The sequence below is a fragment of the Paraburkholderia sp. CNPSo 3076 genome, from assembly GCF_026343935.1.
Classification (GTDB): Bacteria; Pseudomonadota; Gammaproteobacteria; order Burkholderiales; family Burkholderiaceae; genus Paraburkholderia; species Paraburkholderia nodosa.
This window is the reverse complement of record NZ_JAPMAL010000014.1, coordinates 46,018-69,750: the sequence shown is the minus strand read 5'-3', so window position 1 is coordinate 69,750 and position 23,733 is coordinate 46,018. Positions and strand designations below refer to the sequence as shown.

General features: G+C 63.2%; 24 protein-coding genes and 2 pseudogenes. 9 read left to right on the top strand and 17 right to left on the bottom strand.

Going from position 1 to position 23,733, the window contains the following annotated elements:
- Positions 1-21: 21 nt before the first annotated feature.
- From M3A49_RS17505 to M3A49_RS17495, 3 genes are all read right to left on the bottom strand, one after another.
- Complete coding sequence (locus M3A49_RS17505; RefSeq protein WP_266229846.1) at positions 22-285, bottom strand: pentapeptide MXKDX repeat protein; 264 nt, start codon at positions 283-285, stop codon at positions 22-24.
- Between the two features lie 92 nt (positions 286-377).
- A complete protein-coding gene (locus M3A49_RS17500; protein WP_266229845.1) occupies positions 378-1,154 on the bottom strand; it encodes a molybdopterin-dependent oxidoreductase in 777 nt (258 codons plus the stop codon).
- A 56-nt stretch (positions 1,155-1,210) separates the two neighbouring features.
- Entirely contained in the window at positions 1,211-1,849 is a 639-nt protein-coding gene (locus M3A49_RS17495; RefSeq protein ID WP_266229844.1) for a cytochrome b/b6 domain-containing protein, read from the bottom strand.
- 419 nt (positions 1,850-2,268) lie between these two features.
- Here M3A49_RS17495 and M3A49_RS17490 point away from each other — a divergent pair, with 419 nt between their 5' ends.
- Complete coding sequence (locus tag M3A49_RS17490) at positions 2,269-2,814, top strand: sigma-70 family RNA polymerase sigma factor (protein ID WP_266229843.1); 546 nt, start codon at positions 2,269-2,271, stop codon at positions 2,812-2,814.
- Positions 2,811-3,452 (top strand): DUF1109 domain-containing protein, encoded by a 642-nt coding sequence (locus M3A49_RS17485; protein WP_266229842.1) that lies wholly within the window; start codon positions 2,811-2,813, stop codon positions 3,450-3,452. The genes M3A49_RS17490 and M3A49_RS17485 overlap by 4 nt, the downstream gene beginning before the upstream one ends.
- A gap of 29 nt (positions 3,453-3,481) precedes the next feature.
- Here the strand turns inward: M3A49_RS17485 and M3A49_RS17480 are convergent, their stop codons facing one another.
- The 3 genes and pseudogenes from M3A49_RS17480 to M3A49_RS17470 form a co-directional block, all read right to left on the bottom strand.
- On the bottom strand, positions 3,482-4,789 hold the full coding sequence (locus M3A49_RS17480) for a chloride channel protein (protein ID WP_266229841.1): 1,308 nt from the start codon (positions 4,787-4,789) through the stop codon (positions 3,482-3,484).
- 128 nt (positions 4,790-4,917) lie between these two features.
- Positions 4,918-5,247 (bottom strand): annotated as a pseudogene (locus M3A49_RS17475) (SDR family NAD(P)-dependent oxidoreductase); the annotation flags it as partial.
- Between the two features lie 208 nt (positions 5,248-5,455).
- Positions 5,456-6,451, bottom strand: coding sequence for an aldo/keto reductase (locus M3A49_RS17470; protein ID WP_266229840.1), 996 nt, complete (start codon positions 6,449-6,451; stop codon positions 5,456-5,458).
- A 310-nt stretch (positions 6,452-6,761) separates the two neighbouring features.
- Between M3A49_RS17470 and M3A49_RS17465 the strand changes: the two genes are divergently transcribed.
- Entirely contained in the window at positions 6,762-7,052 is a 291-nt protein-coding gene (locus M3A49_RS17465) for a microviridin/marinostatin family tricyclic proteinase inhibitor (protein ID WP_266229838.1), read from the top strand.
- A 96-nt stretch (positions 7,053-7,148) separates the two neighbouring features.
- On the top strand, positions 7,149-8,150 hold the full coding sequence (locus M3A49_RS17460; protein ID WP_266229837.1) for an MvdC/MvdD family ATP grasp protein: 1,002 nt from the start codon (positions 7,149-7,151) through the stop codon (positions 8,148-8,150).
- Positions 8,151-8,266: 116 nt separating this feature from the next.
- Here M3A49_RS17460 and dctA read toward each other — a convergent pair whose 3' ends face one another.
- Both dctA and M3A49_RS17450 read right to left on the bottom strand, forming a co-directional pair.
- Positions 8,267-9,607 (bottom strand): C4-dicarboxylate transporter DctA, encoded by a 1,341-nt coding sequence (gene dctA / locus M3A49_RS17455; RefSeq protein ID WP_266229836.1) that lies wholly within the window; start codon positions 9,605-9,607, stop codon positions 8,267-8,269.
- A gap of 105 nt (positions 9,608-9,712) precedes the next feature.
- Entirely contained in the window at positions 9,713-10,879 is a 1,167-nt protein-coding gene (locus tag M3A49_RS17450; protein WP_266229835.1) for a mandelate racemase/muconate lactonizing enzyme family protein, read from the bottom strand.
- Positions 10,880-11,017: 138 nt separating this feature from the next.
- Between M3A49_RS17450 and M3A49_RS17445 the strand changes: the two genes are divergently transcribed.
- Both M3A49_RS17445 and M3A49_RS17440 read left to right on the top strand, forming a co-directional pair.
- Positions 11,018-11,947, top strand: coding sequence for a LysR substrate-binding domain-containing protein (locus tag M3A49_RS17445; protein WP_266229834.1), 930 nt, complete (start codon positions 11,018-11,020; stop codon positions 11,945-11,947).
- Between the two features lie 138 nt (positions 11,948-12,085).
- Entirely contained in the window at positions 12,086-12,988 is a 903-nt protein-coding gene (locus M3A49_RS17440) for an NAD-dependent epimerase/dehydratase family protein (protein ID WP_110388101.1), read from the top strand.
- A gap of 62 nt (positions 12,989-13,050) precedes the next feature.
- Here the strand turns inward: M3A49_RS17440 and M3A49_RS17435 are convergent, their stop codons facing one another.
- The 4 genes from M3A49_RS17435 to M3A49_RS17420 form a co-directional block, all read right to left on the bottom strand.
- Positions 13,051-14,292: a cystathionine gamma-synthase family protein gene (locus M3A49_RS17435; protein ID WP_266229832.1), complete on the bottom strand. Its 1,242-nt coding sequence runs from the start codon at positions 14,290-14,292 to the stop codon at positions 13,051-13,053.
- A gap of 95 nt (positions 14,293-14,387) precedes the next feature.
- Positions 14,388-15,374: a GNAT family N-acetyltransferase gene (locus M3A49_RS17430; RefSeq protein ID WP_266229831.1), complete on the bottom strand. Its 987-nt coding sequence runs from the start codon at positions 15,372-15,374 to the stop codon at positions 14,388-14,390.
- A 111-nt stretch (positions 15,375-15,485) separates the two neighbouring features.
- Positions 15,486-16,757 (bottom strand): cardiolipin synthase, encoded by a 1,272-nt coding sequence (gene cls / locus M3A49_RS17425; protein WP_266229829.1) that lies wholly within the window; start codon positions 16,755-16,757, stop codon positions 15,486-15,488.
- Positions 16,758-16,830: 73 nt separating this feature from the next.
- Positions 16,831-17,259, bottom strand: a complete 429-nt coding sequence (locus M3A49_RS17420; protein ID WP_416338968.1) for a MarR family winged helix-turn-helix transcriptional regulator — start codon at positions 17,257-17,259, stop codon at positions 16,831-16,833.
- Between the two features lie 143 nt (positions 17,260-17,402).
- On the opposite strand from M3A49_RS17420, the gene M3A49_RS17415 reads away from it, so the two are divergent.
- Positions 17,403-17,771 (top strand): antibiotic biosynthesis monooxygenase family protein, encoded by a 369-nt coding sequence (locus M3A49_RS17415; protein WP_254357366.1) that lies wholly within the window; start codon positions 17,403-17,405, stop codon positions 17,769-17,771.
- A gap of 104 nt (positions 17,772-17,875) precedes the next feature.
- Here M3A49_RS17415 and M3A49_RS17410 read toward each other — a convergent pair whose 3' ends face one another.
- The 4 genes and pseudogenes from M3A49_RS17410 to M3A49_RS17395 form a co-directional block, all read right to left on the bottom strand.
- On the bottom strand, positions 17,876-18,217 hold the full coding sequence (locus M3A49_RS17410) for an RcnB family protein (protein WP_266229827.1): 342 nt from the start codon (positions 18,215-18,217) through the stop codon (positions 17,876-17,878).
- Positions 18,218-18,282: 65 nt separating this feature from the next.
- Positions 18,283-18,489: a hypothetical protein gene (locus M3A49_RS17405; protein ID WP_254357362.1), complete on the bottom strand. Its 207-nt coding sequence runs from the start codon at positions 18,487-18,489 to the stop codon at positions 18,283-18,285.
- A 292-nt stretch (positions 18,490-18,781) separates the two neighbouring features.
- Positions 18,782-18,937, bottom strand: a pseudogene (locus M3A49_RS17400) (molybdopterin-binding protein); the annotation flags it as partial.
- Positions 18,938-19,012: 75 nt separating this feature from the next.
- Entirely contained in the window at positions 19,013-20,554 is a 1,542-nt protein-coding gene (locus tag M3A49_RS17395) for a methyl-accepting chemotaxis protein (RefSeq protein ID WP_266229826.1), read from the bottom strand.
- A gap of 530 nt (positions 20,555-21,084) precedes the next feature.
- Here M3A49_RS17395 and M3A49_RS17390 point away from each other — a divergent pair.
- Positions 21,085-21,540, top strand: coding sequence for an MEKHLA domain-containing protein (locus M3A49_RS17390; RefSeq protein ID WP_254357356.1), 456 nt, complete (start codon positions 21,085-21,087; stop codon positions 21,538-21,540).
- A 27-nt stretch (positions 21,541-21,567) separates the two neighbouring features.
- Here the strand turns inward: M3A49_RS17390 and M3A49_RS17385 are convergent, their stop codons facing one another.
- Complete coding sequence (locus tag M3A49_RS17385) at positions 21,568-22,209, bottom strand: TetR/AcrR family transcriptional regulator (RefSeq protein WP_266229825.1); 642 nt, start codon at positions 22,207-22,209, stop codon at positions 21,568-21,570.
- 299 nt (positions 22,210-22,508) lie between these two features.
- Here M3A49_RS17385 and M3A49_RS17380 point away from each other — a divergent pair, with 299 nt between their 5' ends.
- Entirely contained in the window at positions 22,509-23,726 is a 1,218-nt protein-coding gene (locus M3A49_RS17380) for an efflux RND transporter periplasmic adaptor subunit (RefSeq protein WP_416338967.1), read from the top strand.
- Positions 23,727-23,733: the final 7 nt, after the last annotated feature.

The following is a 23,733-nucleotide window of genomic DNA, read 5'->3' as shown; positions in this document are numbered from 1 at the left end:
CCGGGAGCGCGTTACGACGGTTCAATGCGCCATGGCGCCCGATGCCGGATGATCCATGCCCATGGCGTCGTGCTTCATCGGCTTGTTCATCTGATCATGGCTCATCGCGTCGCCTTTGCTCATTGTATCGTGCGACATGGCGCCTTTGCCCATGGTGTCCTTCTGCGTCGAGTCCTTCGACATGGCGTCGTTCGACATCGCGCCGCTCGCCTGCGCGAATGCTCCCGCGCTCATGCTCAACAGGGCGGCCGAGAGGGCGATGGCTGCGAATCGGATCGTGTTCATTTGCATTGCTCCTTGCTGGGTGGAAAAAACCGTTGCCCCTTTTCGGGCGGATGTGAAACGGAGCCGTCGCGCGACGCGGCGGCAGGAAGACGTCACGAACCGCCGAACCAGTTGTAGCCCTGGTCGACCCAGTAGCCGCCTGGATACGTATTCGTGACGAAGATCTCGACGATGTGCTTGGGGTTCTTGTAGCCGAGCTTCGTCGGCATGCGCAGCTTCATCGGATAGCCGTATTTCGCTGGCAGCCGCTCGCCGTCATAGTCGAAAGCGAGCAAGGTTTGCGGATGCAGCGCCGTGGCCATGTCGATGCTTTCGTAGTAGTTGTCGGCGCAGCGAAAGCCCACGTATTGCGCGGTGAGATCCGCGTCGATCCGGCGCAGGAAATGCGCGAATGGCGTGCCGCCCCAGCGGCCTATCGCGCTCCAGCCTTCGACGCAGATATGCCGCGTAATCTGCTCGGCGTGCGGCAGCGCGTACAACTCCGGTAGCGTCCAGACACGTTGGCCCTTGACGAGTCCGCTGAGCCTGAGCCGATAGTCGCCGCCATCGACCACGGGCGCCTCGCTTTCGCTGTAGAACGCGTTGAAGGGGAAGGGGCGCGTGATCTGGGCTTCGGTGTACGTGGGTGCGAGCCGGGTTGGGTCGAACAGCCATGCCTGCACGCGATCGTTGAGCCGGGAAACGGCGGTGAGGAACGTGTTGACCGAGGCGTCGTCGGTGATCGTGCAGCCAGTCAGCAGGGAGAGACCGCCGAGCGTGAGCATGCGCTTGCCGAACAGGCGCCGTGACGGCATGTCGAGTTCGCGCCGTGCATCGGCAAGAATCGCTGCGCGGTCGACTGCGATGATCTTGCGGTCGTTCGTGTTCATCTGGAATCCTTATCGATATCGAAGGGCGGCGACTCGAATGGCGTCGGTCGGCGCGTTCAGCGTCCGCGCAGCATGGTGAGCAGCGAGCGCGGCACGAGCGCGACCATCGTCACGTGAACGAGTGCGAAGGCCGCAAGCACGGACATCGCGCAAAAGTGCACGACGCGCGCGCGGTCGTATCCGCCCATCAACTCGCGCAGCAGCGGAAACTGCACCGACTTCCAGATCGCAAGGCCCGACAGCACGAGGACGACGAGATCGGCGATCGCAACGAGATAGGCGAGTTTCTGCACGGCGTTGTACTGGCTCAGGTCGGCGTGAGAGAGCCGGCCCGTGAGCGCGGCGCGCAAGTCATGCAGCACGGCGCGCGGGCTCAGCGGGAAGAACTTCATGCGCCAGCGGCCGGTGACGAGATTCATGGCGAGATAGACGAGGCCGTTAAAAAACAGCAGCCACATAGCCGCGAAATGCCATTGCAGTGCGCCGCCGAGCCAGCCGCCGAGCGTGATCGAGGGGGGAATGACGAAGCCCGCGAACACGGGAGACGCATCGTAAATGCGCCAGCCGGAGAACATCATGACGAGCGCCGCGAGCGCGTTGAGCCAATGCGTGACGCGCAGCCAGAGCGGCTGGATGGCGCGTGGGCGGCGCACGCTGGCGGCAAGTGCGGGCGATTCACCTATCGACGTGTGCATGACGATTCCTCGTTAGCGCAGAGTTGACAGTGAATTCGCTGTGGCGCGCGCGCCGGTTACATCGCGTCGAGAAAAAATGCGCGCGACCGGGGCGGCTAAAAATAAGTCGTCGAGGCTGTAACCCTGCTGGCGTGGCGAACGAACTACCCGCAACGGGCACACGCGCTCGCGCCACGGGAAAGAGGCACAAGGTGGGTTTGACCAGCACATGGGCGGCGATGACGGAAGGGGCGACGCCCGGCGCGCGCGCCGGGGCAGCGCATGCCGTTGCGGCGCGCGAAGCGTTCGGCTACGCTCATGCGAACGGGCGCGAGTGTGGCGGCGTTCGTAATAATTTTGAAAGTTCGCCTTCGCAGGACCAGGCGAGCGCCATGCCCGCAAGCCCATTAACCTATCGTCGCGACCATCCAGGACGACCTTTGCACTCCGCGGAAACCCGTCTCAAAGCGCTTTTCGTCAGCGGCCTCGAAGGCGACGCGCAAGCGTATCGCGACTTCCTCGAGGAACTCACGCGCCATTTGCGCGGCTACCTGCGCCGGCGCATTCCGCAGTTGCGCGACGACGTCGAGGACCTCGTCCAGGAGATCCTGCTGGCGGTTCACAACGCGCGTCACACATGGCGCCCCGACGAGCCGCTCACGGCCTGGGTGCACGCGATCGCCCGCTACAAGCTGATGGACTTTTTCCGCTCGCGCGCACGCCGCGACATGCTCAACGATCCGCTCGAAGATCACACCGATCTCTTCGCCGCGCCCGACGACGAACCCGCGCAGGCGCGCCGCGATATCGGCAAGCTGCTCGAGCAGCTGCCCGACAAGCAGCGCCTGCCTATCGTCCACGTGAAGCTCGAAGGGCTTTCGGTCGTGGAAACGGCGAAGCTAACAGGACTCTCCGAATCGGCGGTCAAGGTGGGTATTCATCGGGGTTTGAAGGCGCTTGCCGCGCGCATCAGGGGAGCGGGATGAAAACCGACGATCTGATCAACCTGCTCGCCGCCGGCGATGCGCGCGTGGACCGCAAGGCCGTGCTGCGCCGCTTCGCGCGGGCGCTGGCGCTCGGTTTTGCGGGCTCGGTCGCGCTGATGAGCGTGGTGTTCGGCGTGCGGCACGATCTCATGAGTGTCATGCACACGCCGATCTTCTGGGCGAAGGTCGCGTTCCCGTTGTGCGTCGCGGCCGCTGCCGCGCTCGCGGTCAGCCGCCTCGGGCGGCCGGGCCGGCGCGGCGGCTATGCGTGGGCGCTGGTGGCGCTGCCGTTCGTCGCCGTGCTGGCGGGCGCATGGCTCGCGCTGGGCGACGCGGCGCCCGCGCAACGCATGCCGCTCGTGATGGGCCTCACATGGCGCACGTGCCCGTTCAATATCGTGCTGCTTTCGGTGCCCACGTTCGCGGCCGTGTTCTGGGCCGTGCGTGGTCTCGCGCCCACCCGCCTGCGCGCGGCGGGCGCGGCGGCCGGGCTCTTTGCGAGCGCGCTCGCGACCATTGCGTATTGCCTCCATTGCCCGGAGATGAGCCCGGCGTTCTGGAGCGTCTGGTATGTGATCGGCATGTCGCTGCCCGCTGGCATTGGCGCGTGGCTAGGGCCGCGGCTACTGCGCTGGTAACTGCGTGTGCCGGTCAACGGGCGCGCGCGTCACTGCTTCAGGAAGCGTTGCGCCAGGGCTTCGTACAGTGGCGGCGCGAATAGCCTGGAAACCTGGCTGGACACGAGCGCCGTCGCCATCAGGGAGATCACGAGCGCGTGCCCGTCGATCATTTCGATGACGATGACGAACGCCGTGATCGGGCTCTGCGTGACGGCGGCCAGATAGCCGACCATGCCGAGCGCGATCAGCATCGGCAATTGCATCTGCCCGAACACCATGTGCAGCACGTTGCCGATGCCCGCGCCGATCGCCAGCGACGGCGCAAACAGGCCGCCCGGCGTGCCCGGCAGATACGAGCCCACCATCGAGGCCATTTTCAGCACGGGATAGGCGACGCCGAGCTGCGAATGGCCTTCGAGCATGCCGCGCGCTTCCGCATAGCCGCTGCCGAACAGGTGGCCGCCGCTCGCCACGCCGATCACGGCGATGAACAAACCGCATAGCGCGCCGAACGCTACAGGACGGTCCTTTCGCAGAGTGAACAAGCGGGCGGGCATCCATCGTTCGGTATTGAGCAGCAGCCAGCAGAACACGCCGCCCGCGAGGCCGGTGATCACGCCGACGAGAATGACGGCGACGGCGAGCAGATCGGGCATATGACTGCCGATGGCGATCGTGCCGAAATACACATAATTGCCTTGCAGCGCGAGTGAAACGATGCCCGAAAAGATGATCGCCGCGATGATCACGCCGCTCGTTCGCGCTTCGAAGCTGCGCGTGAGTTCCTCGATAGCGAAGACCACGCCCGCGAGCGGCGCATTGAACGCGGCGGAAAGGCCCGCGGCGGCGCCCGCGAGCGCGAGCTTGTATTCGAGGCCGACGCCGTACATGCTGCGCAGCCGCGCCGGGTAGAAGCGCCGCAGGCTGTACATCACCGCGGCGCCCACGTGGATGGTCGGCCCTTCGCGGCCAATCGTGAATCCGCCGAGGATCGCGAGGAACGACAGGGCGATCTTGCCGATCAGGATGCGCAGCGTGAGCAGGCGCGGGCCGAATTTGCGCACGTCGTGCAGCGTTGCAATGACTTGCGGGATGCCGCTGCCCTCCGAACCCGGAAACCAGCGGCGCGTGGCCCAGACGCTGAACGCCGCGATCGCTGGCGTGATGACGAGCGGCAACCACCAGTTGTGGGCGGTCATCTGCACAAAGAGCGCGTAGCCGAAGTCGACGAGCCGCGCGTACATGACCGCGACGAGCCCTGTCGCGATGGCGCCAAGCCAGAACACGCCGAAATACAGCCAGCGCCGCCGGCTGCGCAGGATCGTGCGGCTGTCTACAAGGTCGGAAACTCGCATGAGGCGGCCTGGCCAAACTCCTCGTTCCGAAGCGTTGCAGGACGTGCCGCCGCCAGGGCGACATGACCGGTCTTCGGGAGATTAGCACGCACGCGTTTTTTGGCGCCAGCCAGTTTCACTCAACCGCCTTAGCGCATGCCCCCGCTGGCGACGATTCGCTCGCCCGTCAACCATTTGGCATCGTCCGACGCAAGGAACACCACGGCCGAGGCGATATCGTCCGGCTGGCCCACGCGTCCGAGCGGCGTTTGGCTGACCGCATGGCTTTCGAACTCCGAGCCGATGACGCCGGCCGTGTGTGCGCCTTCTGTCTCGATTACGCCAGGATTGATCGCGTTCACGCGGATCTTGCGCGGTCCCAGTTCGCGTGCGAGCACGCCGGTGATCGCATCCACCGCGCCCTTCGTGCCGCTATAGACGGCTGTCGTCGGTGGCGTGATCGTCGTCACGACCGAACTCCCTACCGTAAGTCGCAGCATCGAATAGAACCGGCGTCTCGACTTGCACGAAGCCATCGGCCGGCGACGCAGACGAATCTAAAGGTCCGCGCCGCCGCGATAAAGCGGCCGGGCGCGAATTGACTGGCAGGATCATCCGAACAATCGGAGCGGAGCAAAATGGAGTAAGCGGGCGCAGAAATTCCAGTGGCCTCGACCGCAAGGGCTTTTACCAGCGCTGGTGGACGTGAGGCGCGATCAAGCGTTCGTAGACGTCCCGCACGCGTTGCATGGCCGCATCGGACAGCGGCGCGAGGTTCGCCGCCGAGACGTTCGACGCCGCCTGCGCCGCGTTCTTGCTGCCAGGAATGATGACGGAGACGGCGTCTTCCATGAGTATCCAGCGCAGGGCGAACTGTGCCATCGAGGCGTCCACGGGTACCAGACCGCGCAGTTCATCGACCGCCTTCAACGCGACGTCGTACGGCACCCCCGAGAACGTTTCGCCCACGTCGAATGCCTCGCCATGACGATTGAACGCGCGGTGGTCGTCTGCCGCAAAAACGGAATCCGCGGACAATTTTCCGGTGAGCATGCCGCTCGCGAGCGGCACTCGCGCAATGACCGCAACGTTCTTCTTGAGCGCCTCGCGGAAAAACAGGTCGGCAGGACGTTGACGGAACATGTTGTAGATGATCTGCACCGAAACCACGTTGGGATAGTCGATCGCCTTCAGCGCTTCCTCCGCCTTTTCGACCGATACGCCGTAAAAGCGGATTTTGCCGGCGGCGACAAAGCTGTCCATCGCGTCGAACACCTCGGGGCGGTAATAGACCTCCGTCGGCGGGCAGTGCAGTTGCACGAGGTCGAGCGTGTCGACACCCAGGTTCGAGAGACTCCGGTCGATGAAGCCTTCGAGTTCGCGCTTGTTCAGATAGCCGCTGGTCACATGCGGGTCGAGGCGGCGTCCGAGCTTGGTGGCCACGATGGGACGCTCGCCGCCGCGTTCGCGCAACACGTCCCGGATAATGCGCTCCGAGCGGCCGTCGCCGTAGACGTCGGCGGTGTCGATGAACGTGACGCCGTTATCGAGCGCGGCGTTCAGCGCGGCTCTGGCGTCGTCTTCGCCAACGCTACCCCACGAGCCGCCGATTGCCCATGCACCAAAGCCGATTTCGGACACATTCCAGCCGGTCCGCCCAAAATTTCTCTTCGAAAGCGTCATTTGCGTGCTCCTCCTGTGGTTTGCGCAGTTGTCTCGCAGGCGTTGCAATAGCCTCTGCGCCCGTAGTGTAGCTGGCCGCTTGCCACGCTGCTGACCCTGCTGTTGGTCGACGGCCACCTTTGCGTACCCGCGCGTTGGCTTCGAGCCAACGATTCCGGCCTTGATTCGACATGAATTCTCCGCCACGACAGGGCGTGGCGCGCCGCCGTGAGGAGCGGACCTGGCTGGCACGGCGGTTGCAGGACGTGGCGGCGGCCTGTGCCGCCGTAGTGGTTATCAATGGCCCCACACTTCGAGCGAGGTAAGCACCATGGCTAACGTCAAGATCGAAACTCAGGAACCCGTACCGTTTTTTTCGCATTTCCTCGAAGGCCAGTTTTCGAGGAGCCTTACGGCAGCGGAGATGCAGGCCATACGCGGCGGTGCGGTCGTGACGATGGTGGCGCCGTCCGACCAGGAGGGCATGCCGGTCGGTGAATTGCCCGACTTCCTGGGCATGCTCCGGCACATGGGGTGGCCTATGGGACAGATGCCCGGCAATAATCCCTCCTCGCCGGTGACCATGGCGTATCCCTCCGACGGCGAAAGTGCGTCTATTTAGTATCCCTCTTCACCATCAGGCGACCATGCCTGGACCGGAGTCGAGCGCGCGTCGAGGTGCTATCCCGCTGCGCGCCTTCAGCAAAGGAGCGCAAGCATGTCCGAGCGACACCCACGGCCGGTGGTACTGATCATCACCCACAGCAACGACAACGAGAGTATCCCGCTCGTCATGAATGCTGTCGCGGCACAGGGCGGCATGGCTTACCGCTTCGATACCAACCGCTTTCCCACCGATATTCGGTTCTCCAGCCACTACAGCGGCTACGAAGAGCGGCAGGTTATCGCGTGTGAAGACTACGAGCTGGACCTGGGCACGGTGTCCGCCGTGTGGTACCGGCGGATCGCCACCGGGCAGTGCATTCCCGAGGCGATGGACCGGCAGCTCAGGCGGGCTGCAGTCGATCAATCTCGCGCGACGCTGCACGGCATGATTGCCAGCCTCGATGCGTTTCATCTCGATCCCGTGCACCGCCTGCGCCGCGCGGAAAACAAGCAGCTCCAGCTCAAGATCGCGAGAGAGGTTGGGCTCACGATTCCACGCACCTTGATCACCAATGCGCCAGAAGCGGTGCGCAGTTTCGCACGCGAATGCAGGCACGGGATGATCATGAAGACGCTGTCATCGTTTGCCATCTACGAGGAGTGCGAGCAGAAAGTGGTCTTTACCAGCACGGTTCATGACAAAGACCTCGAGCGCCTCGATGACCTTCGCTATTGCCCGGCCATCTTTCAGGAACAAGTGCCCAAGGCGCTGGAACTCAGGACCACGATCGTGGGAAACCGCGTATTCACCGCGTCGATCGATTCGCAGCGGTCCGAAAAAGCGAGCGTCGACTGGCGCCGTGACGGCCTTGAGCTGCTCGAAGCGTGGGAGCCGTACGCATTGCCGCCCGAGGTCGAGAATGGGCTGCTGAAACTCATGCATGCTCTGGGCCTCAACTACGGCGCGGCAGACTTCATCCTCACCCCCGACGGCCGTCACTGCTTTCTGGAGGTCAACCCGGTCGGCGAATTCTTCTGGCTGGAAAAGCACCCGGGATTGCCGCTCTCGGGTGCGATTGCCGACCTGCTCGTTTCGAACAGGCGAGGTTCGTGACAAGAGGGGGCCGCCGACGCTCGCGCGCCCCGTCACGGTCTCGACGTCAAATCGGTTTTTCGATCGCCGCGTGGCCGTGCGGCGTCAGCGTTCGTTGCCCGTCCTTGTCGAAGCCGCTATAGGTCCAGAACACCCTCACCGCAAGGCAAAGACATATCGCCAGCGCCCGCCGCCTCCCCAAACTCAACCTCAACCTCGCCATTCAAAACCGCCCGCGCCCGCGCAACATCCATCGCACCTTCCCACCTTGCGACCACGATCGTCGCAACGCCATTCCCAATCAGATTCGTCACAGCACGAGCTTCATTGAGAAACCGATCGACCCCCAACAACAGCACGAGCCCGGAAACCGGAATTTTATGCATCGAAGCGAGCGTCGCCGCGAGTGCAACGAACCCCGCTCCCGCCACCCCGGCAGACCCCTTCGAAGTCAGCAGCAAAACGCTCAGCACGACAAGCTGATCGAGCAGCGAGAGATGAATGTTCATCGCCTGCGCCACGAAGAGGGCCGCCATCGTGAGATAGATCGCCGTGCCGTCCGCGTTGAACGTATAGCCGGTCGGCAACACCATGCCGACAACCGGACGCGAACAGCCGAGGTTCTCCATCTTGACGAGCATCTGCGGCAGCACGGCCTCGGTCGACGCCGTGCCGAACGTGATCAGGATTTCGTCCCGGATATAGCGGAGATACTTCCACAGCGAAAAGCCGCAAACGCGCATGACGAGCCCGAGCACCACCACGACGAAGAATATCGACGTCACGTACAGACAAAGCATCAACTCGCCAAACGACGCCAGCGTGCCGAGCCCATACTTCGCGATGGTGAACGCCATGCCGCCAAACGCGCCCACGGGCGCGACATACATGACGATCCGCACGACGCCGAACATGCCCTGCAAGAACATGTCGAGCATATCGACGAGCGGTGCGGTCCGCGGGCCGAGCTTCGCCAGCGCAATGGCGAACAGCACCGAGAAAAAGATGATCGGCAGAATTTCACCGTTCGCAAACGCGCCGACGATGCTGTTCGGCACGATGCTCATGAGGAACCCGAGGGCCGTGTGGTCATGCGCCGCGTGCGCGTAGCTGGCGATCGCCGAGCTGTCGAGGTGCGCCGGATCGATGTTCATGCCGCTGCCCGGCTTGATCACGTTTACGACGACGAGGCCCACGAGAAGCGCGATGGTCGAAGCCACTTCGAAGTAGAGCAACGCCTTCACGCCTACGCGGCCCGCCTCGTGCAGATCGTTCATCCGGGCAATGCCCACGACGACCGAAGCGAAGATGATCGGCGCGAGCGCCATGCGGATCAGCTTGATGAAGAGGTCGCCAAGCGGTTTCAGATCGGCTCCGATATCCGGATAGAAGTGGCCGACGAGAATGCCCGCCAGGATGCCGATCAAGACCTGTATGTAGAGCTTCGAAAGATACTTTTTGAGTTTCGAGGGCCGCATGTCTGTCTCCTGAGCATGGCGCCATCCGGGTGGATTTGGGCGACCGCCAACCGCCATGCGTGCAGCGGTTGTGTTTTCGGTCGCGCTTTACTGTTCGCTTCGGCGTCAGGCCGCGAGCTTCTGCATTTGCGCAAACAGGTCGGCCTTGCCCTCAAAGCCGATGCCAGGCAGGTTGGGCATCGTGATGTAGCCGTTGTCGACCTTCACGCCGTCGGGGAAGCCGCCATAAGGTTGGAACAGATCGGGGTACGACTCGTTGCCGCCAAGCCCGAGGCCCGCCGCGATGTTGAGCGACATCTGATGGCCGCCGTGCGGAATGCAGCGGCTCGCGGACCAGCCGTGCTGATGCAGCATCTCCAGCGTGCGCAGATATTCGACGAGGCCATAGCTCAACGCGCAGTCGAACTGCAGCCAGTCGCGGTCGGGACGCATGCCGCCGTAGCGGATGAGGTTGCGCGCATCCTGCATCGAGAACAGATCCTCGCCGGTTGCCATCGGCTTGTCGTAGTAGTTGCGCAGCGTCGCCTGCAATTCGAAGTCGAGCGGATCGCCCGGCTCCTCGTACCAGAACAGGTCGTATTGCGAGAGCGCTTTCGCGTACCGGATCGCGTTGTCCAGATCGAAACGGCCGTTGGCGTCGACGGCAAGCTTCTGGCCGTCGCCCAGCACGCTCAGAATCGAATCGATGCGGCGCAGGTCCTCGTCGAGCGACGCGCCGCCAATCTTCTTCTTCACGACCGTGTAGCCGCGGTCGACATAGCTGCGCATTTCGTCCTTGAGCTTGTTGTGGTCCTGGCCTGGGTAGTAGTAACCGCCCGCCGCATACACGAAGATCTTGCGGTCGGGCTGGCCGTTGCCGTAGCGCTCGGCGAGCAGCTGGAACAGCGGTTTGCCTTCGATCTTTGCCACGGCGTCCCACACCGCCATGTCGATCGTGCCGATCGCAACCGAGCGCTCGCCGTGGCCGCCCGGCTTCTCGTTGGTGAACATCGTCGCCCAGATCTTGTGCGGGTCGAGGTTGTCGCCGGCGTCGTTCACGAGCGAGGCGGGATCGGCTTCGAGAATGCGCGGGATGAAGCGCTCGCGCATCAGCGTGCCCTGGCCATAGCGGCCATTCGAGTTGAAGCCATAGCCGATGACGGGCTTGCCGTCGCGGATCACGTCGGTGACCACGGCGATGAGGCTGAGCGTCATCTTGCTGAAGTCGATATAGGCGTTGCGGATCGAGGAACTGATCGGCACGGTTTTTTCGCGGATTTCAACGATTCTCACGGGTGTCTCCTGGTGGCACGGCCAGCATGCGCGGGCGTTCTCGCGGTCGTTCGCGATGAGCTGGCTGTGGGAGACGCTAGGTTATGCGCCCGGATCGGTACTATGATTCACTTGTTTTCACATCTTTATTAACTTGCGGTGAAGAATGACCTGACCTCCTACCTGGCGTTTTTCGTCCTGCTCGGACGTTACGGAAACCTTTCAAGCGTTGCGCGGGACATGGACATCACGCCGCCGGCGGCGACCAAGCGGCTCGCGCAGCTCGAGGCGCGCCTGGGCGTGCGGCTCGTCAACCGGACCACCCGCAGCGTGAGCCTGACCGCCGAAGGCGAGACCTTTCTGCACTACGCGACGCGAATTCTCGCCGAAGTGAAGGAAATGGAGGATGTGGTGTCGTCGAGCCGCTCCGTGACGCGCGGCTTGCTGCGTGTGAACGCGACGCTCGGCTTTGGGCGCACGACGATCGCGCCGCTCGTTTCGGAGTTTGCGCGGCGGAATCCGCATGTCGAAGTGCAGCTCGATGTCACCGACCGGCCGATCGACCTCGTCGAAAGCGGCGTGGATCTGGCGATCCGTTTTGGCGAGTTGCCCGACAAGCGGCTCATTGCGCGGCGCATCATGACGAACCGCCGCTTGCTGTGCGCGTCGCCGCGCTATCTGGAGACGCAGGGCACGCCCGCAACGCTCGGCGATCTCGCCAATCATCAGTGCATCGTGCATCGACAGAACGATAACGCCTACGGCATATGGCGCCTCGCGCGCGGTGGCGAGGCGCATTCGGTGAAGGTGCACGGCATGCTGTCGAGCAACGACGGCGATATCGTGCTTGGCTGGGCGCTCGACGGGCACGGCATTCTGCTTCGCTCGGAGTGGGACCTCGCGAAGTATCTGGAGAGCGGGCGGTTGCGCGTCGTGCTGCCTGAGTTCGTGCAGCCGCTTGCCGATTTGTTCGTGTATTACCCGAACAAGCGCAATCAATCGGCGCGTGCGCGTGCGTTCATCGATTTTCTGGCGGAGCGGTTCAATCGGCAGACTGCGGTCGCTGCGCCCGCGCAATCGGGCGCGTGAAGCCCCTTTTTTGTCTCCCCCACCGTAGACAATCCATCCGGCTGGAAAGGAAGCGGTGGTCATTACAGCCGGCCAATGTTTGCGGTAACGTGCGCGTTTGCAGAGGCTGGAATGACGCCACGAACAGGAGAGAGACAGATGACAAAGCGAGTGATAGTGACCGGCGGCAGCGGCCTTGCCGGCAAATGGGTGGTCGAGAACCTGGTAGCGCACGGCTACGAAGTGTTGAATCTGGACCGTGTGCCTATGCCGAAGCGCACCGCGCGCACGCTGATCACGGACATCACCGACGCGGGCCAGGTTTTCAATGCGATCGCATCGACCACGGCGCCGGTGGAATTCGCCGACGACCTGGAGCCGAAACCGATCGACGCGATCGTTCACTTCGCGGCGATTCCCCGCATCATGTTGACGACCGATAACGAGGTCTACCGCATCAACGTGATGGGGACCTACAACATCCTCGACGCCGCTGCGAAGCTGGGGGTCCGCAAGGTGATCGTGGCCTCGAGCGAGACGACTTACGGCGTGGTGTTCGCGCACCGGCATCGCGATCCCGCGTACTTTCCGCTCGATGAGAACTATCCGGTGGACCCGATGGACAGCTACGCCACCTCGAAAGTGGTCAACGAAGTGACCGCGAAGGCATTCCAGGCGCGCACCGGGTCGGACATCTACTGTTTTCGCATCGGCAACGTGCTCGATCCCGAGGACTACGCGAAGTTCTCCACGTGGCTCAAGGACCCCGCGCTGCGCAAGCGCATTGCGTGGAGCTATATCGACGGGCGAGATCTCGCCAACGCGTGCCGCCTCGCCATCGAAACGGACGGCCTCGGCTTCGAGATCATGAATGTCGCGGCGGACGACGTGTCGTCCGACTTGCCGACCCAGACGCTGCTGGATCGCTACTATCCGGGCGTGCCGGTCAAGAAGGCCCTCGGCGAGTTCGAGACGCTGCTTAGCAACGAGAAGCTCAAACGGCTATTGGGCTGGCAACAGCAGCACTACTGGCGCGACGAGGCGAAACGCTTCAATCCGTAAGCGCTGCAAACGCGGAGGGCCAGCGTGCGCTGGCCCCGTTCACGACATCGATGCTTCCGGCGTCAGGCCGCCAGCTTGAGCGCCTGCGAGAAGTCCGCAATCAGGTCGTCGATATCCTCGATGCCCGCCGATAGCCGCAGCATGCCGTCGGAGATGCCCATCGCCTTGCGCGTTTGCGCCCCGGCTTCGAAAAAGATCGTCGGCGCGACGGGAATGATGAGCGTGCGCGTGTCGCCGAGGCCGGTCGCCTTGATCGGCAGTTCGAGCGCGTTGACGACGTCGATCATGCGCTCCACGTTGAGCAGTTCGAACGAGAGCAGCCACGACGCGCCCTTGAAGAGCGCCTGTGCGACCTCGTATTGCGGATGGCTCTTCAAGCCCGGATAGAACACCTTGCCAATGGCGGCATGGCGTTCGAGAAACTGCGCGAGTGCGAGCGCATTGTCGCTGCTTTGCTTCACGCGCAGGGCGAGCGTTTCCGCGCCCATCGCGATGGCGTGCGCCTGCTCGGACGACAACGATGCCCCCATGTCCCGCAGGCCCTTCTTGCGGATCTGCAGGAGCCCCTGATCTTTCGCCGCCGAACGCCGGTAGTCGTCGGCGATGTTCGGGTACGCGCTCCAGTTGAACAGGCCCGTATCGGTCACCGCGCCGCCGAGCGCGGCGCCATGGCCCGCGATGGTCTTCGTCAACGAGTTGATGACGAGGCTCGCGCCAACCGCCTTCGGCTGGAACAAAGCGGGCGAGGTAATCGTGTTGTCGACGACGTAGACAATGCCGCGCTCGCGGCACAGCTCGCCGATGCCTTGCAGGTCGGGAATCTGCGTGCCCGGATTTGCGATGGTTTCGACGAACACCATGCGCGTATTCGGCTGGATGGCGTTCTTCACGTTTGCGGCGTCGCAGGCATCGACGGTCGTGACTTCCACGCCGAGCGTGCGCAATGTGCCGAACAGGCTGTTGGTATTGCCGAACACATAGCGGCTCGACACGAGATGATCGCCCGCGCGCAGGAGCGTGAGGAAGGTTGCCGTGATCGCGGCCATGCCGGTGCTGAAGCAGACCGTGCCGCTACCGCCTTCCAGGCTCGTGATCTTGCGCTCGAGCGCGGCGGTCGTCGGGGTGCCTTGCCGCGCGTAGTTGAAACCGCCTTTCTTCGTGCCCTGAAACACGCCGATCAGGTCCTCGACGCGCTCGAAACCATATTGCACGGACGTATGAATCGGCTGGCGCACGCCGCCGTGCTCGGTGCCCGCGATCCTGTCGCCGTGAACGATGCCAGTGGTGAAGCCTTGCTTGCTCATTCTTACTCCGTTTCTCAAGTCGATTGCATTTGGCACATTATCGCCTGTAACGCGTGTCGCCGGCACCCACGCGCACCGGGCCCATCCGGCGCGCGCTAACGCAGTTCGGACTCCGACGGTTCCAGCACGCTGCGCAGCTTGCCGAGCAGCCAGTTGACGAACGCGTTGTTGTGCCGATAGTGATTCCAGGTGGGAATCTGGCGGGCGCCCAGAATGCGTTTGAACTCGTAGGACGTCGCGCCCAGCTCGATTTCCTCGAAGCCTTCCCGAATGCCGAATTCGACCGTGCGAATGAACATGGCGAAATACAAACCGTATTGCTGACTCTTGTCGTAGTCGAGCCCGATATAGCGGTTGACGAGGTGCCGTCCCTTGCCGATCAACTGGGTGAAGCCAATCAACTCGTCGTCGAGAAAGTACAGCAGATAATGGCTAAGGCTGCGGGTATTGGCGAAATACTCCGGCGTGAGCTTCTCGAACTTCAACTCGGCCTTTTGCCAGGTGTTCAGATAGAGCGCATACACGCTGGCGACGAGGTGATCGGGCAGACCCACGCATTCTTCATAGCGCAACGGGGCGGCTTTCTTCAGTTTGCGCTTGAGCAGGTTCCTGCGGTCGCTCTTCATGGCCTGGTAGTAGTCCGGGCCGATCGACAGCACGGGCACCGGCAGGCCTTTTGCGGCCACGAAGCCGCGCAGCGGCAAGTCTTCGGCGAAACCCTTGTACGCGAGCAGGCTCCCTTTCTTCGCAAGCGCCGTGCTGATGGCCGCGAGCGTCTCCTGCGAGACTTCGCCCTGGATGCGGCCGGCATCGACGGTCGGATGCCCGATGCAGGCCAGCTTGAAGCGGACCCAGCTCAAGCTGCGCTTCAGCCAGCCGCTGGGAAGCAGCGTGTTGAGCCGGAAATCCATCACGAAGTAGGGCGCCACGGTAACGAGCGCGCTGTCCCGGTACACGGCGAAATAACCGAAGCTGAAATCATCCAGCCGGGCCGTCTGAAAGGCCTGGTAAAACTCCGCCCCCTCCGGCTCGTCGCGCAGAAACCCCTCTGGCGGAGCGACCAGATCCTCGATGTGCAGCATGGATTGCGGTCCCTTTTTTCTGATTGCTTTGTCGACTGCCCGATGTCGGGCACCGATTGTCGGCGATCTGCGCTTCGTTGTCGATTGGCATCGCCGCGCTCGCGGGAGGCGTCACAGCTGCGAATCGAGCAGGGCGGCCGCGTGTTCGAGCAGCTTTTCCCTGAACGACCGGCGGCGCCAGTCTTCAAGCGTGATGCGTTTGGCGAGGGCGACGTCGGCGTCGAAAATGGCCGTCTGCTGGCGCGCGAAATCGCGGTCGTAGATGTTGAGATTGGCCTCGTCGTTGAGCTTGAACGAGCGGCTGTCGAAGTTGGTCGAGCCGACCGACACCAGATATTCGTCGACGACGATCACCTTGCAGTGGAACATCGTCGGCTGATACTCGTACATCTCCCCGCCGGCCGCGAGCAGGTCGCCCCAGCACGCGCGTGACGCCTCGCGCACCGTGTGGGTGTCGATGCGCTTGCCCGGCGTGATGATGCGCACCTTCACGCCGCGCTTCACCGCCTCGACGATCGCGTTGATCGTCAGCTTGTCCGGCACGAAGTACGCCGTCGACAAATGGATGGAGCGCGCCGCGGCGGTGATCGCCATGAGGTACATCAGCTCCATGTCGTCGCTGCCGCCCGAGGGCGAGCTGCTGAACACGTGCGCGAGGCCGTTGCCCGCGGCGTCGATCGCGGGAAAGTACTGCGGGCCGTGCAGCACATTGCCCGTCGACTTGACCCAGTTGTCCATGAAGACCGCCTGCATTTGTCCGACCGCCGGGCCTTCGATGCGAAAGTGCGTGTCGCGCCAATGCTTCTCGTCCTGCGCGTGCCCGGTCCATTCGTCCGCGATACCCACGCCCCCCGTAAAACCGACGCGTCCATCGATCACGAGCAACTTGCGGTGGGTGCGGTCGTTCATGCGGCCGAGGCCGGTCCAGTGGGGCTTGTGATACAGCACGAGCTGGGCGCCCGCCTCGCGCAGCATCCGTTGATAACGCCTGTCCATCTTCGACGAGCCAACCCAGTCGAGCAGCACGTGCACGGCGATACCCGCGCGCGCCTTGTCGGACAGCGCACGCGCGATTTCCTCGCCAATCGCGCCGGACCAGTAGATGAAGGTCTCAAAGGTGATGGTGTGCTGGGCCGAGCGGATGCCCGCCAGCATCGACGGAAAGATTTCGTCGCCGTTCAGGAGCGCGTCGAAGCGGTTGCCTCCCACGACAGGCGGCCCGAGCAGCAGCCCCATCGAGCGGATGAACTGCGGACTGTCGCTCGCGTAAAGCCGGTTGATCTTGTGCTCGATCTTCTTTTCGCCGCTCGTGAGGTTCGCAATCACCAGGATGACGACGAGCGTCACCGCGACCGTCACGACAATGAGGGCAATGGTGGACATGCGTAGGCCTCGCCTCGCGGATGGGAACGATGCCCTGCTGTAGCACATTGCATGCGCAAGCAGCGCCGGGCGATCAATCGGGTTCGTCGGCTCCGGCCATGGGGTCCAGATTCGCCTGCAATTTCATGATGACGCGGTGCAAGGTCTTGATTTCGTTGACGGTCACGCCCTCGGAGAGGCGGTTGACCCAGGGGGCCTGAAGACGCATGGCCGCTTCGAAGGCTTGCCGGCCCTCGTCGGTCAAAACAACAAGCTGCGCGCGGCGGTGGTGGGGATTGGCCTCGAAGCGGACCAGACCGTCGTTGGCGAGGTCGTTCACGATTCGTTGCACGTTTTGCCGGTTGGCCCCCAGATCCCGGGCGATCCAGGCCACTGGCTGCGGCCGCTCCGCGGCACTGATGGCGCCAAGCATTTGCCAACGTGCGCTCGTGAGCCCGAGGCCCTCGACCAGGCGGTCGCCCGAGGTGAGCAGTCCGCTATTGAGCCGGAAGAGATCGAGCATGATGCTCGACAGGAATTCGCCGGCCGGTGTTCTCGCAGGTTCGCGCATATGTCACCCTATTTCTAAATTGACATCATCATGTCAATTTACTATAAATTGGCCATGACCGTTTGACATCATGCTTTTAGAATCTGGAGTGCACCATGCTGCAATTGCGACCGCTTGATCCTTCCTTCCCGATCGAACGTCAACTTGCCGTTGACGCCGAGCCCGTTGTGCTCGTGAACGTTTTCACACTGGATCTGGCCGATGAGGCGAAGTTTCTCGAGGCCTGGCAGAACGACGCTGCGTTCATGAAGCAGCAACCCGGTTTTATTTCAACGCAGCTCCATCGTGCGCTTGGAGAGCAGCCGGCTTATATGAATTACGCTGTCTGGGAATCCACGGCGCATTTTCGGGCGGCGTTCTCTGCGCCGGCGTTCCGGTCGAGTCTGGCCGCTTATCCTTCCTCGGTGATCGCGTCGCCGCATATCTTCCAGAAAGTTGCCGTGCCCGGTATTTGCGAGAGCTAGGCTTTTTTGCCGTCGTTGCGGCTCGATTTCAGATCGCTGCGGTTGCCGGCCCTCGGCCGCGTGGCGGCGAAGAGCGGGCAAATCGTGGAAAAACAACGCGATGATCAATGCGTACCGGCGGCCAGAACCGTTGAGATCACGCCGGTCGTGCTGGCAACGAGCACGTAGTCGCCGGCTACGCCGACCCAATGGTAGCCGCGCGGGGGCGCTTTCAGGCCATGCTGATTCCAGTTTTCGACCACAAAAATCCGGTCACGATATTCAGGCGGCAGGCGGTCGCCGCGATGCCAGTCGCGATGCGGAATCGCACCGACCGGACGGTTGGCTCTTTCGATCGACGTGGGCGGCGGGTTGCCAGGGCGGTGTTCAGGCTGCGATGCGAACGCGGTGCCTGTCGTTGCGAGCAGGGCGGCAATAATGAAGAATGTCGTGACTTTCGCTTTCATGGTGAATGCTCCAAATAGCGTTCAAGAAAAGAGGAAGTGAGATGAAATTTCCTTAGGAATGTTGATCACTCACTAACGGATTCACTTCCACCGGATTCGCTGGCGCGACGCTCCTCATCGGCGACGCGGTTCGACGTACGCTTCTTGACGAGGGATTCGCCATGCGGGGCGGTGCTCGGCATTGGCAAGCGGGCCATGGCCATGAACGGCGCCATCATGAGGAGGCCGGCAATCGCGAACGAGGCGTTGAGTCGGTTGATGTACGTGTTCATGGTTTTCTCCCTGGCAATGAAATAAAGGATGACTAAATTACCGATGGATTGACTCGAGGTTCGAGGGGCGCCCCGGGAAGACTGCTTCCGAATCCAAAGCTTGCACCAAGTTTACATTTCGTAAGATTTGCTTTCAAGCAATGGGAGCGAAGTTTTTGTGCGGCGTATCGCCTCACAAAATTAGAGCGCGAACACGGCGGCGGTGGCCGCCCGAGCCGCACGGCGAGCCGCGGCCGGGCGTGTCAGTCAGTGACGGCCAGCCTGCGTTGCACAGACCAGCCGGGGAACAGGCTCAGAGCGCGAGGACGCGAGCCTCGATGCGCGCGAGACGCTTGACGTGGCGCGGCGCGGGTACGAGATCGGCGCCCGAAAACAGCACCGGGGCGCCGTGCTCTGCGTCGAGTGCTTTGTCGCCGCATTCGTACGCGACGATTACCCGCTCGCCAACGGAGCCTCGCCCGCAAGATGCCGGACATGCCGCGGCGGTTATGTCCCCCAGGGCGCGCGCGACATGCGCGTGAAGTCAGGCGATGGCGCCCTCCCTGAGCCTGAACGCGGCCACGGTCTCGCGAAGCGCGTGCGCCTGCTCGGCCAGCGCATACGTCGCCGCCGATGCCTCCTCCACGAGCGCCGCGTTCTGCTGCGTGACCTCGTCCATTTGCGTGACGGCGATGTTCACCTGCTCGATGCCCGTCGACTGTTCGCGCGACGCCGTCGAAATGTCTTGCACGGTGCCGGAAACCCGCTGCACGGCTTCGACGATCTCGTCGATGATGTGGCCGGCGTCGGCCACCTGGGACGATCCGCTTTCGACGTGTTCTTTCGAGTGCTCGACGAGCGCCTTGATCTCGCGCGCCGCGCTCGCGCTGCGCTGCGCGAGCGTGCGGACTTCGCCCGCGACAACGGCGAAACCGCGGCCTCGCTCGCCCGCCCGCGCCGCTTCGACGGCGGCGTTGAGCGCAAGAATATTGGTCTGGAACGCGATGCCGTCGATCAATCCGATGATCTCGCCGACCTTGCTCGAACTGTCCGCAATGGACTGCATCGTGCCGACCACGCCGCGCATCACCGTGCCGCCGCGCGCCGCAGTCTGCGCCGCCGTACCCGCAAGCGCGCTGACGTGCTCCGCATTCTGCGCGTTCATGCGTACGATCGACGTCAGCTCTTCCATGCTCGCGGCCGTTTCTTCGAGCGACGCCGCCTGCTCTTCGGTGCGCGAGGACAGATTCTGGTTGCCCGAGGCGATCTGTGCGCTCGCCGTTGCCACGCCTTCGGCGTTGGCGCGGACCTCGCTCACCACGCGCGCGAGGCTCGTCTGCATTTTCGCGAGCGCCGTGAGCAGTTCCGCGGTTTCGTCGTCGCCATGCGCATGCAGATCGGTCGACAGGTCGCCGTCGGCGACCTCGCGCGCAAACTCCACGGCGCGGCCCAGCGGGCTCGTTACCGTGCGGCTGAACAGCACGCCGCCCGCCAGCGCGAGCAGGAACGCGACCACCATCAGCACGGCGCTCACGAGGGTGGCTTGCGCGGCCTGCACCGCGGCCTGTGCGGCCACTTGCGCGTTGGCGGCGGCAATGGTCTGCGCGGCGCGGTCGAGCAGTTGGGCCGGCGCGCGATCGACGCCGGCGACCACGGTATCGCCCGCAACGGGATCGGCGCCCGCCGCCTTGAATGCCTCGAAGCCCTTGCGATACCCCTGGCCCATCGCCTCGTGCGCCTCGGCGAACTGCGCGACGAGCGTGCGCGCTTCGCCTTCGGGCAGCTTCGTTTCGAGCGCGGCGGCGAGATCGTTCACGGTGCGCTCGCGCTTCTGAAACGCGCTCCAGTAACGATCGAGTTTTTGCGGGTCCTTGCCGCGCAGGAGTGTGTCTTTCCACTCCTGCACCTGCAGCTTGAACTCGACGAGCGTGGCCGACACCATGCGCTCGTTCGCGGCGGCGTCCTGCACGGTGGTGCGGTAGGTATCGATGGCCTGATTGAGCGTGTGGATGCCGTAGAACGCACCCGCCGACATGAGGGTGAGGGAGGCTGCGAAAGCGAGCGGAATCTTGCGGCTGAGTTTCATGGGGGTCGAATGGCTGTAAATGCAAGGCGCATGACGCGCCGACCTCCTTATTACGGCTCGAGCCTGCCCTTCTTGAGCTTTAGCGCATTTCGCCGCCTTTCGTCATACGTAAGCCGTTGCAAGTACCTTGCGCGCGGGCGGCGCCGCGAACTACAGATCGGCAATTGCGTAGCCCTTCGAAAGTTGAAACCGTCGCGTCATGGGAAGCGGCGATCTGGAGGGCACGACACGCGATCGATCAGGCATATTCGTGACAAAATCAGGTCGGATGAAATAATAAGGTTTGCGAAATAACTAGCTGTCCAACGTGGCGAGATGCGGTTGAGGCGAGGGACGGTGAAGCGACGGATGCAGCGACACCCAGCTCGGCGTTCCGGTCGTATTCCAGCTTGCCTGACGCGCCCACGTATCCGTTTTTATCGCGTTTGTGTCGGCGGTATGTGCCGCTGGGCTGGGCGCGCGCTTTCACTCGCGATTGATAGAATTGCGCAACGCGCAAGCAACCCCTCGAATCGAAGGAGCCAGTCTGAATGTCGCCGAACACGGAAACCGAATTTTTTCGCCTTCTCGCAAACAGCTATCGCCGCCTGGTGGGCGTTGCGCTCGTGCCCGAAGGCATGAGCGACACCGAGGGCGCGGCCTGGCTCTACGAGCACGCGCCGTTCGGATTGCTTGCGCACGGCACGCAGGCGGACCCCGTGTTCATGTATGGCAATCGTCGCGCACAAGCGATCTTCGGCTACGACTGGGACGAAATCACGGCGCTGCCTTCGCGTCTTTCCGCGCAGGCGCCCGAGCGTAGCGAGCGGCAGGCATTTCTCGATTCGGTGACGCGCGAAGGCTTCGTGAAAGACTATCGCGGCATCCGCATCACGAAGTCAGGGCAGCGCTTCTGGATCGAGCGCGCGACTGTATGGCAACTGATCGACGAAGTCGGCGTGCTGCGCGGGCAGGCGGCGATGATTCCGCATGTCGCGCCTTGCTGATGCGGCTTGGGCTCACCAAGCCCGTCATTATTTTGCCTTCGGCGGACCCTTGCGGTTCGCCTGCGGCGCTGCCACGGCATAGCCCGCGAGAAATACGTCGATTGCCCGGTTCACGACCTCCAGCAATTTCGCGCGCGAGGCTTTGACCTCATAGCCAAGCGTCGCGATTTCGACCAACTCGGCTTCGAGAAGCGCCAGCAGATGGTGCGCGGCGACGCCTGCGTCACACGGCCGAATCGTGCCCGCCTCGATCGCGCTGGCCAGAAAGTCGCGCACATGCATCAATCCCCGTTTCGGACCCGATTCGTACAGGGCCCGGCCCACGTTCGACCGGTCGACCTCCTGATAGCACAGGCGGCGTGTCGCGAGAAAAGAGGGCTGCAGCACTGCCGTCAGGTAGTGGATCCCAAACGCGACGAGCGACTCGCCTGGCGGTATATCGAGCGTCAGCTGACTGAACGCATGGCGGATTTCCGTTCCGGCGCGGCTCGTCATTGTTTCAGCAAATAACGCCTCTTTCGATTCGAAATAGCTATACAGCGTCGCCTTCGACGCGCCCGAACGAGCCGCGATTTGCGTCATCGACGCCTGCTCGAAGCCGACGTCCCGGAACACGGCCAGCGCGGCTTCGATGATGGATTGACGCTTTTCTTCGGTCTTCTTTCTCATGGGTCTCCCTTCCTCACTCGCTCTCGGGCTGGGACGCGAGCGCCCACGCCAATACCCTGGCCCGTCATGGATTGAAACATTCGTTGCCGGGTAAGGCGATTGACAGCCATCGATCGTTCCATTATAAACCATACCGTTCAGTTTAGTTATGTGACCGGAAACTACCAATTCAGGGTTGGAAGCTGATGCGCAACGAGGCATCAGCCTTTCCGGGCTGCAAGACTTCAACCGCTTAGTACTGCGAGTCAATGGCTTCGCGCCTGCCTATGTTCCGGCAACGCGAGTCAACACGCGATTCGATGGGATATATGCCACAACAGATTCATGCAAGAGAGGGGTGGAGCAGGAAAAGCCTACGCCTGGGCACGGCGCTTTTCTGCTCGACCGTCATATTGATCGTCGGCTGTCAACGTCACGACGCCGGGATGCCCGCGAACCCCGCGAGCCAGAGCGTCGAAGTCGGCGTCAAGACGCTCGCACCGCAACGCATCGTAATGACGGCCGAGCTTTCGGGCCGGCTTTCGTCGCTCAAGGTTTCGGATGTGCGGCCGCAGATTGGCGGCATCGTGCAGAAGCGGTTCTTCGTCGAGGGTTCGGACGTGAAGGCGGGGCAGGTGCTCTACCAGATCGATCCGGCCACCTACCAGGCGACGTACGATCAGGCGCGCGGCACGCTCGCCAAGGCGGAGGCAACGCTCGCTTCCGCAAAGACGAAAGCCGACCGCTACACGCAGCTCGTGAAGATCAACGCGGTCAGCGCGCAGGATAACGACGACGCGATCGCGGCCGTTCGCGAGGACGAGGCCGACGTGATCGCCGATCGCGCGTCGCTCGAGTCGGCGCGCATCAATCTCGGCTACACGCGGATCACGGCGCCCATTTCAGGCCGCATCGGCGCTTCGTCGGTGACCGAAGGCGCGCTCGTGACCTCGGAGCAGACCACCGCGCTTGCCACCATTCAGGCATACGACGAGATGTACCTCGACGTTACGCGCTCGAGCGCCGACTGGCTGCGCTTGCGCAAGGCGTTTGCCTCGGGCCGGCTCAAGCGCTCGGGCACGGGCGCGGCGGTGCAACTGGTGATGGAGGACGGCACGCCGTACGCCCACGCGGGCGTGCTGCAGTTTTCGGGCATCACCGTCGACGCGACGACGGGCTCGGTCACGCTGCGCATGGTCTTCCCGAACCCGGAGGGTGAACTGCTGCCCGGCATGTTCGTGCGCGCGCAACTCGACGAGGGCGAGAGCACGAGCGCGCTGCTCGTTCCGCAGCTCGCGGTCACGCGCGCTTCGGACGGCGGCGCGAGCGTATGGGTCGTCGATGCGACCGGACACGCGAAGCAGGTTGCGGTGCACGCGGACAATGCCTACGCAGACCAGTGGATCGTCACGAGCGGACTGAAGGCCGGCGATCGCGTGATCGTGAGCGGGCTGCAGAAGGTGCAGGCCGGCGTGGCGGTTCACGTGGCCGCGGATTCGGCCACCGCGGTTGCAGCCTCGTCTGCTGCGGCATCGTAAGGAGGGT